The organism is Bacillus sp. JJ1474 (assembly GCF_036965225.1).
GTDB lineage: Bacteria > Bacillota > Bacilli > Bacillales > Cytobacillaceae > Cytobacillus.
Window position 1 is genome coordinate 1 of sequence record NZ_JBALPC010000104.1, and the last position, 6,126, is coordinate 6,126.

Below are 6,126 nucleotides of genomic sequence, written 5' to 3' on the forward strand. Positions count from 1 at the left end.
GTTAATCTGCGATAATTTTACTTACTACACTCATCTTTATAGATGGGTGTTTTTTTTTGTAAATTTTTTGCCGAGCTGTGTTATTTTCAATCATAAAAAAATTATCATTCTCATAAAGTGTAAATGACATAGTGATTAAACGTGAAGGGTATGAAAGGAGGAGTCGCTTTGTCTCAAGGAAACCCATCGTCTTTACGATTTTCTTTAGAGGAATCTGTATGGTTTCAAAAAGGACAGGAAGTATCTGAATTAATTTCAATTTCACTTGATCCCGATATTCTTATTCAAGAAAATGATCAATATGTAACGATTCAAGGAGCACTCGAGTTATCAGGTGAATATAAACGGTACGAGACAGCAGAAATAGAATATGAGGATACCTTTACAGCTCCGAAATTTATTCAAGTAGTAGAAGAAAGAGATGAAGGAGTATGTGAATTCACTCACTTCTTCCCAGTAGACATAACGATACCAAGAAATAGAATTGAAAGTGTTCATAATATTGATGTATTAGTCGAATCTTTTGATTATGTTTTTCCTGAAAGAAGCTGTATGAAGTTAACAGCGAATTTGACGATCTCAGGTTTGTACGGGGAACAGCAGCATGCTCCCCAAAGAACAGACGTTGAGGATAAGGAGCCTGCTTATCATATAGAAGTAGCAACGCCTGAATTAAACTGGGATATAGAGGATGAAACAGTTGAGGATAGAGAGCCTTTCACAGAAAAGGAAGACAAAACGATCTTTGTTCCATTTGAGGCTGAAGCGAAAAAACAGCCTGAAGTGGCAGTAAGGAATGAGAAAGTTCAGTTAGAGGCTGTTGAGGAAAAGATTGAAATACTGCCGGAGGTCTCATTTTCGGCACAAAGAGGTGAACAAAAACCTCCTTCCGCTGAAGAAATCTATTCAATGCCGAATTTGGAAGAAAGTACTCTTCAGGTAGTCGAAATAGAAATTGATCAGGAATCCAGCAGTGACGAATCTTCTGATCATTTAGCCAAAAAAGCTGCTGCCGAAAAAGAAGTAGCAGATAAAAAGAAGAAAAAGCCAACGAAAAAGAAAAGCATGTCTTTAACTGAATTTTTTGCGCGGAAGTCAGAGGACGATGTTGCTAGGCTAAAGGTGTGTATCGTTCAGCTAGGTGATACGATCGATATCATTGCCGAAAGATATGAAATTCCTGTTCAACGGTTACTCAGTGTGAATCATTTGGAAATTAGTCAGGATATATATGAGGGGCAGGTCCTTTATATCCCAGTTGCTGTTGCCCACAAATAATTTCTAAATAATAGGCTGGGCAGGTAACTATTCACCTGCTCAGTTTTTCTATTTGTCTAGCTCAAGCACTTTGGCGTATACGCTTTTTTATAAAGGCAGGTGATTCTTATGAAAGAGAAGAATCGATTACAGAACGTATATCCGATATTAAAACATTATGCAATTGAACCGCATTTTGTCGAAGAAATGGGTAGGATTCAAAAAATCTATTCAAATAAAGGTGTGTTTGCCTTAAAAAAAATTGATCCTAGAGATGGGGGAGATTTTGTCAAGCACATCCAAAATCTATATCAAAAGGGCTATAATCGAATCGTGCCTGTCTTTCCAACATTAGATGGAAGGTATGCTGTATTACATGAAAATGAACTTTACTACCTCATGCCCTGGATGATGAATGAAGCAAAAGAATTAAGCCATGAACGCAACCATCAGCTCTTTCGTGAACTTGCAAGACTTCATACTTTATCAGCATCTGAATTAAAGATTAGTAAAGAAGACAGAACCGAACATTTTGAAAAAACACTGTTAGAAAGGGAAAAGGAACAGGAGTTTTTGGAAGGATTTATGGAAGCTTGTGAACAAAGAGACTATTTGTCCCCCTTTGAATTAATGTTTGTTCTTTCCTATAACGAAATGCAACAGGCTTTAGATTTTTCTATTAAAAAGCTTAAAGAGTGGCATGAAAAAACGAAGGATCATGATAAGGCCCGAATTGTAACCGTTCATGGGAAAATCTCAGCAGACCATTTTTTATATGATGACAAAGGCTATGGTTATTTCACAAACTTTGAACGTGCTAAGCAAGGTTCCCCCCTACATGACCTGCTGCCCTATTTGTCACGAACGTTGAAAACCTATCCAAAGAGATCAGAGGAATGTATTGAGTGGATTTATACGTATTTGAAATACTTCCCTTTAAAAGAGGATGAATTGCTGCTGTTTCAAAGCTATTTTGCCCATCCAGGTGCGGTTATTCGTGCAGCCGAGAAATATTACAAAAATCCTTATAGCCATCATGAACGAAAGATTCTTCTGCACTATCAAAGACAATACTGGCAGATTAAAAATACAGAATATGTATTGATGAGGATGGAAGAGATCGAGAGACAAAAACAGGAGGCAAAAGCGCAGGCAGAGGCAGCAGCAGCAGCAAAACAAGAAGGAGCCCAAAATTAAATAGATTTTGGGCCCTATAATAGCTCAAGGCGTAGAGCGACAGCAATTAAAATTAAGACAGCAAGGAAAAGCACGTCAAAGGTAGTTGGAAAAATAATGACTCGTATTCCTTGAAAGCAGCAAAATGGAATAATAAACTGGGAGCAAGCCCCTCTAATTGTTTTTAACCACGGCGGCAGTGTATAAGGATTATACTTTCTTCTCATTTACATGCCCCTTTCCAACTTTTCTCATTTCATATTATGTGTCATCCCCAATGATCGTGCTTTAAATTTGGAACAATCTGAACCGCTCAAATGAAAAATTGATCATGCTTTAAGGCACCAATGGTGTCCATTTGTATAATATATTGATTAAAAGGGAATAATGATTGACGTCAATCCTATTTATTAGGTACTATATTGAATATAATAAATGAACAGCGTGGATAGGGAAGAGTACGATGGCTGATTGCTTTTAGAGAGGAAAACTATTAGCTGAAAGGTTTTCTAAGCAGTTCCGTTGGAAGGTCGCCCTTGAGCTTCTTTCGCGAAAGGATGCAAATTCGAGTAGTGAGAGACGGGAAATCCGTTATCTAGTTAAGAGTCAATCAATTTTTTAGATTGCAGGCGCGTTTCGGTAAGGTCGCCACTGCTTTTCTATTGTTGATTGAAAAAAAGGTGGTACCGCGAAGCAAACTCCATTCGTCCTTTTACGGCGAATGGGGTTTTTTGTTTTTTTAGGATAATTGATGTAATCGAAAGGAATGAATGAGATGGAAACGAAGGAATTAACGATGCCGACCAAATATGACCCTCAATCAATTGAACAGGGACGCTATGAATGGTGGCTAAAGGGGAAATTTTTCGAGGCAAAGGACGATGCGAATAAAGAGCCGTATACGATCGTTATTCCGCCTCCAAACGTTACAGGAAGGCTTCATTTAGGTCACGCATGGGATACGACTCTTCAAGACATTTTGACACGCATGAAGCGAATGCAGGGCTATGATGTTTTATGGCTGCCAGGGATGGACCACGCGGGGATTGCTACTCAGGCAAAAGTAGAGGAAAAGCTTCGCAGTGAAGGAAAAAGCCGTTATGACTTAGGCCGTGAAAAATTTGTAGAAGAAACCTGGAAATGGAAAGAGGAATACGCTAGCCATATCCGCCAGCAATGGTCTAAGCTTGGACTGGGCCTAGATTATTCCCGTGAGCGTTTTACACTTGATGAAGGCTTATCAAAGGCCGTTCGTGAAGTATTTGTCAGCTTATATAATAAAGGGTTAATTTACCGGGGCGAATATATTATCAACTGGGACCCTTCTACCAAAACAGCTTTATCAGATATCGAGGTTATCCATAAGGATGTTCAGGGTGCATTTTACCATATGAGATACCCACTTACTGATGGCACAGGACATATTGAAATTGCAACAACACGTCCTGAAACGATGTTAGGTGATACAGCAGTAGCTGTTCATCCTGAAGATGATCGTTATAAGCACTTAATTGGGAAAACAGTTAAGCTTCCGATTGTTGGACGTGAGATTCCAATTGTTGGCGATGATTATGTTGATATGGAATTTGGTTCAGGAGCAGTAAAAATTACGCCGGCACATGACCCTAATGACTTTGAAATCGGAAATCGCCATAATCTTGAACGAGTTCTTGTTATGAATGAAGACGGCACAATGAATGAAAAAGCCGGAAAGTATAAGGATATGGACCGTTTCGAATGCCGTAAGCAAATTGTTAAAGATCTGCAGGAGCAAGGGGTATTATTCAAAATTGAAGAGCATATGCATTCAGTTGGCCACTCTGAGCGCAGCGGTGCTGTTGTCGAGCCATATTTATCAACTCAATGGTTCGTAAAAATGCAGCCATTAGCAGATAAGGCCGTAGCCCTACAATCAAAGGAAGAAAAAGTAAATTTCGTTCCGGATAGATTTGAAAATACCTATCTGCGCTGGATGGAAAATATTCGCGACTGGTGTATTTCTCGTCAGCTTTGGTGGGGACATCGGATCCCAGCCTGGTACCATAAAGAAACTGGTGAAGTGTATGTAGCACATGAAGCTCCAGAAGATGTTGAAAACTGGGAACAGGATAAAGATGTTTTAGATACATGGTTTAGCTCAGCATTATGGCCATTCTCTACAATGGGCTGGCCAGATACTGAATCAGCGGATTTCAAGCGTTACTACCCAACTGCTTGTCTCGTAACAGGCTATGATATTATTTTCTTCTGGGTTTCTCGGATGATATTCCAAGGGCTTGAATTTACAGAGCAAAGACCGTTTAAAGACGTATTAATCCATGGTCTCGTTCGCGATGCGGAAGGACGCAAAATGAGTAAATCCCTTGGCAACGGTGTAGACCCAATGGATGTAATTGATAAGTATGGAGCTGATTCTCTACGTTATTTCTTATCAACAGGAAGCTCTCCAGGCCATGATTTACGTTTCGGTATGGAAAAGGTTGAAGCAACATGGAATTTTGCGAACAAGATTTGGAACGCATCCCGTTTTGCTTTAATGAATATGGATGGATTAACATACGAAGAAATTGATTTAACGGGAGAAAAATCGGTTGCTGATAAATGGATTTTAACAAGGTTAAATGAAACGATTGAAACGGTGACAAGATTGTCCGACCGTTATGAATTCGGAGAAGTTGGGCGCATACTATACAACTTTATTTGGGATGATTTCTGTGACTGGTATATTGAAATGGCGAAGCTTCCACTATACGGTGAAGACGAAGCAGCTAAGAAAACAACTCGTTCTATATTAGCTTATGTTTTAGACAATACGATGCGCCTATTGCATCCGTTCATGCCGTTTATCACAGAAGAAATTTGGCAAAACCTTCCTCACGCAGGGGAATCCATTACAGTTGCGGAATGGCCAAAAGTAATTGCCGAATTCACAGATCATCAGGCTGCAGGCGAAATGAAGCTCTTAGTAGAAATCATTCGTTCTGTTCGTAACAGCCGTGCAGAAGTAAACACACCGCTAAGCAAAAAAATCAAAATGATTTTAAAGGCTAAAGATGAGACTGTTCTAAAAACTCTTGAAAATAACCGTGGATACATTGAACGCTTCTGTAATCCAGAAGAGCTAACTGTTGCGATTGAAGTAGAAACACCTGAGAAGGCCATGACTTCTATCGTTACAGGTGCAGAGATTATTCTTCCGCTTGAAGGGTTAATCAATATTGAGGAAGAAGTAGCCCGTCTGCAGAAGGAATGGGAGAAGTTAGATAAAGAAGTGGAGCGAGTTCAAAAGAAACTCAGCAATGAAGGCTTTATCAAAAAAGCTCCGGAAAAGGTAATTGAAGAAGAGAAAGCAAAAATGCAGGACTACAGCGAAAAGAGAGAAGCCGTAGAAGCACGCATTAAAGAATTAAAAGGGGAATAAATTTGGTTGAAGGCGAATCCAATTGTTTGGGTTCGTCTTCCTTTTAAGAATTATTATTAGTTGCGGATATATGAGGTGAGGTGGCGGATATACGAACGAAAGTGGCAGAAATATGTACCAACTAGCGGATATCCCTTCAATCTAGAGATAAATTGATAGAAATAACCAACCTATTTACACATTAAGTGATCTAAATTATTGAAAACTCACCCCAAAAGTAATAAAAATAGTTATTTTTAATAAAAAATACATACTTAGTGTTTCAGCGTTAG

Annotated in this window: 4 protein-coding genes and 1 other annotated feature; of the genes, 3 read left to right on the forward strand and 1 reads right to left on the reverse strand. The window is 39.1% G+C overall.

The window, feature by feature from the left end; genetic code table 11:
• Window positions 1–168: 168 nt before the first annotated feature.
• Both spoVID and ysxE read left to right on the forward strand, forming a co-directional pair.
• Entirely contained in the window at window positions 169–1,278 is a 1,110-nt protein-coding gene (gene spoVID / locus V7164_RS14325) for a stage VI sporulation protein D (RefSeq protein WP_335347002.1), read from the forward strand.
• 108 nt (window positions 1,279–1,386) lie between these two features.
• Window positions 1,387–2,454, forward strand: a complete 1,068-nt coding sequence (gene ysxE / locus V7164_RS14330; RefSeq protein WP_335347001.1) for a spore coat protein YsxE — start codon at window positions 1,387–1,389, stop codon at window positions 2,452–2,454.
• Window positions 2,455–2,468: 14 nt separating this feature from the next.
• On the opposite strand, the gene V7164_RS14335 is transcribed toward ysxE, so the two are convergent.
• Complete coding sequence (locus tag V7164_RS14335; RefSeq protein ID WP_335347000.1) at window positions 2,469–2,660, reverse strand: hypothetical protein; 192 nt, start codon at window positions 2,658–2,660, stop codon at window positions 2,469–2,471.
• Between the two features lie 209 nt (window positions 2,661–2,869).
• Window positions 2,870–3,148 (forward strand) — a binding site (T-box leader).
• Between the two features lie 60 nt (window positions 3,149–3,208).
• Here V7164_RS14335 and V7164_RS14340 point away from each other — a divergent pair.
• Window positions 3,209–5,854 (forward strand): valine--tRNA ligase, encoded by a 2,646-nt coding sequence (locus V7164_RS14340; RefSeq protein WP_335346999.1) that lies wholly within the window; start codon window positions 3,209–3,211, stop codon window positions 5,852–5,854.
• Window positions 5,855–6,126: the final 272 nt, after the last annotated feature.